The 3289-nt window shown below is 39.9% G+C and carries 5 protein-coding genes; 1 reads left to right on the plus strand and 4 read right to left on the minus strand.

The window, feature by feature from the left end; all coding sequences use genetic code 11:
- The 4 genes from L5M49_RS24840 to L5M49_RS24855 all read right to left on the minus strand — a co-directional run.
- On the minus strand, positions 1 to 140 hold a 140-nt coding region (locus L5M49_RS24840), incomplete at its 3' end, for a DMT family transporter (RefSeq protein ID WP_263266966.1).
- A gap of 175 nt (positions 141 to 315) precedes the next feature.
- Complete coding sequence (locus tag L5M49_RS24845) at positions 316 to 729, minus strand: Pycsar system effector family protein (protein ID WP_263266985.1); 414 nt, start codon at positions 727 to 729, stop codon at positions 316 to 318.
- Between the two features lie 54 nt (positions 730 to 783).
- Entirely contained in the window at positions 784 to 1986 is a 1203-nt protein-coding gene (locus tag L5M49_RS24850) for an IS256-like element ISSod4 family transposase (protein ID WP_241163984.1), read from the minus strand.
- A gap of 166 nt (positions 1987 to 2152) precedes the next feature.
- The gene (locus tag L5M49_RS24855) at positions 2153 to 3067 is read right to left on the minus strand and encodes an adenylate/guanylate cyclase domain-containing protein (protein ID WP_263266984.1); all 915 of its coding nucleotides are present in this window, start codon (positions 3065 to 3067) and stop codon (positions 2153 to 2155) included.
- Positions 3068 to 3142: 75 nt separating this feature from the next.
- Here L5M49_RS24855 and L5M49_RS24860 point away from each other — a divergent pair.
- On the plus strand, positions 3143 to 3289 hold a 147-nt coding region (locus L5M49_RS24860), incomplete at its 3' end, for a helix-turn-helix domain-containing protein (RefSeq protein ID WP_263148938.1).

The following is a 3289-nucleotide window of genomic DNA, read 5'->3' on the forward strand; positions in this document are numbered from 1 at the left end:
AGGAAATAAAATGCAATTCCATAGCCAACAATTACGATGAAAGATGGTACGAGCTTCGTAAAACCTTCACTGGACTTTAATGCAGATGTTGCAACTACCTCTCCAAGAATCGAAATAGTAAGAAATAACCAGCTTTTCATGATCCGCCTCCAATATGATTCGAAGGGAGTATATGTCTTTTTCTCTTAAAATTGCAGTCTTGAAGAAAAAAATTATTCGTGCGCAACTTTCCGGTTAATTACATCTAACGCTGCGCTTTGCGGAAATTTAGGAGCGCCCGCGAGTAAATTTTCCGTAGCAGCGCTTTGTTATGGCTCATTCTCGCACCCAATACAAAACAAGCGCTCCTAGAGGGGTCAGCACGCCTGCTAAGAACAAAAATACAGCAGCACTAAACACCCGGTACTTAATAAACGATATCTTAGAGTTATTTACAATTTGATCACAAAAAGCCAATTCTAATTTGCATTCTTTATGCGAGTCCAGCTCACTATATCGATTAAATAACTCAAGGTATGTTCTTTTGCTGTACTTGCAAGCATGGCCAAAAAACAGGGGGTTATCTCCTTCTTCTTTATTTGGCATTTTTATCCAAAAAGGTGGGACTACCCTTGGTATAAAAGAAGTAAGTGATATAACTATCGCAGCAGCAACAAATATGGTGAATGACGCTAAATACAATGTAGCTAAGACACTTTCTATTGAGAAGGATGGATAAAGCCTAAGCACTCCAAAAATTGCTGCACACCCGAGGGCGTTCAAAATTCTGTGTCAGGCTAATTTTTAAATTTCTAGCACGCTATCTAAACGTCCTTCAAAATAAATCGCTAACTGTGATAAACAAAGGCTCCAATTGTGGATTGGCATGGTCCATTTATCTGAGGCGTTTAATATGCCTGCGTAAAGTAGCTTCAACAAGCTATTTTCATTAGGAAATGCACCTTTGGTTTTGGTGAGCTTTCTAAATTGGCGATGCACAGCCTCAACCGCATTGGTCGTGTAAATCACTTTCCTGATATGTTCTGGGTACTTAAAATAATGGGACAAATTATGCCATTTGCGACGCCAAGAGTTGATTACCAACGGATAAGCATCACCCCATTTGGCCTCCAGTTCGTCCAATGCCATCTCTGCGGCTTCTTTACTCACGGCTCGATACACAGGCTTTAAATCAGCCATAAACGCTTTCTGATTTTTTGAGGCGACATACTTCATTGAGTTGCGGATCTGGTGGATAACGCATAGCTGTGTTTCCGTATGAGGGAAGATACTGGCTATGGCCTCTGGGAAACCGGTCAAGCCGTCAACACAGGCGATAAGAATATCTTTTACACCACGATTATGAAGATCGGTCAGTACGGATAGCCAGTAATTAGCGCCTTCATTTTCGGATAAGTGAAGCCCTAAAATTTCCTTTTTTCCTTTCATATTAAGCGCTAACAATGTGTAAACGGCTTTACTGACGTAACGCCCATCCTCTTTGACTTTATAATGTATCGCATCAAGCCAAACGATAGGATAATGGCTATCTAATGGGCGCTGTTGCCACGCTTTAAGTTCGGGGATGAGTTTGTCAGTGATAGCACTGACTGTTGCGTTAGACACATTGAGCCCATACATATCTTCAACATGTTGATTAATATCGCGATAGCTCATACCTATACTGAACATCGATAACACTTTACGTTCGATTTCATCGGTTAGTGTAGTTTGATTTTTCTTAATCAACTGAGGCTCAAAGGTGCCATTGCGGTCTCTAGGAGCGTCTAACTCAAAGTTACCGGACGGATGCTTAATGGTCTTAGGGGTTTTGCCATTTTTACGATTAGGCTGAGGATCATGTGCTAAATGCTGCTCAAGCTCAGCCTGGAGAGCCGCTTCAGTGAGTTGCTTGATCAGTGGGCCAAGAATGCTGTCTTTACCTGTGAGGCTTTTACCTGATTGCAGATCTTTAAGGGCTTGTTCGAAGTTAAAAGGTTGGGTCATGTGTCATTCCTGTTTTTGAATATTTTACTGAAATGACACAGAATTATGAACACTACCGCACACCCAACGGCGACTAAAGCTCCATTTTTGGCTTCTGCGAACTTTAGCCAATCAACCGTTTGTTTTAATGTACTTTCAAGCACGCCTATTCTTTCTTTGTTCATAGCTAAATATATTCCACCGCAGTTTTAATCACATCACCACCGTAAATATCACCACTATAATCCCTTACGTTAATGGATTTCTTTGAGAACCACCCATTCTTTATGGAATCCGCATTTGGATTAGCTGACTTATAACCATCATAAACAGCTTTAGTCATTAATATTGGACTATAAGATTCACTATACGAGATAGTGGTTTTAAAGAAGGTATAAAAATATTCATTTTTATGCCTTAGCATTCTTGAACTTGTTTCTTCAAGGTCATCAATAAACTGTTCATAGGGCTTAGATTGCCAATGCCAGTCCTTTAAATTTGGATAATAATTACCTTGATGAATTGCAGGAATTGAATAGTTTTCAGTTTTATTTGCGAGATCTGTAAGTCGTGACGCTGTATTGGCTGGTTTTCCAAGCCATACTAGGCTGCGGTAAAACTCCTTTTCGTCACCTTGCCTAATGGCACCAGACTTAGTTATGAGCATCTTGCCGTAATCAATGCCTATTCCAGCACTAAACTCAAATGATTTAATTCTATTATTCAGAATGTGCTTACAAACGCTATTCATCAGAATTGCTGTATCTACAGCTTTTGTAAAGCAGTCTTGCTTATCAAATACAACCATTACCCTGTCGCCAATAATATTCCTAACGTGACCTCCGTAATAACGAGCACATGCAAGCATTGTTCTTACGAAACTGGAATAAATCTTAGCTAGAGTTTTAGGTTTTCTCTCAGCGCTAATTTTTGCTGATCCTCGAATATCGACGTATAAAACACAGCTTTCAAGGCGTTTACACTTCTTCTTTTGCGTATCGAGATTATCATAAGTTATGTTGGTGTCTGAGAATGATGGAACGAAGTTAGTTTCTATAATCTCAACTTCAAAATCCCAGAATTCAGATAATAACTGCGACACTCTAATCGAGGTGTAGAAGAAGCCAACTGCTGAAAAGTGGTACGCTTTATCTCGCCAAAGTAAAAGAGTATCACCATGAATTATCAACAGTTGACCGAAGCAAGACGATACCAGATTTCCGTGCTGTTAGAACAGGGCTTTTCGATAGCACACATAGCTAAATGCATTGATTGTCATCGCTCTAGTGTCTATAGGGAAGTTAAACGATGCCAAGGGCAATCA

The organism is Shewanella sp. SM74 (assembly GCF_025653725.1).
Taxonomy (GTDB): Bacteria; Pseudomonadota; Gammaproteobacteria; order Enterobacterales; family Shewanellaceae; genus Shewanella; species Shewanella oncorhynchi.

What these genes read in the sequence shown, in the direction of transcription:
- L5M49_RS24850 (WP_241163984.1), bottom strand. Translation starts at nt 1,986, where the DNA reads ATGACCCAACCTTTTAACTTCGAACAAGCCCTTAAAGATCTGCAATCA.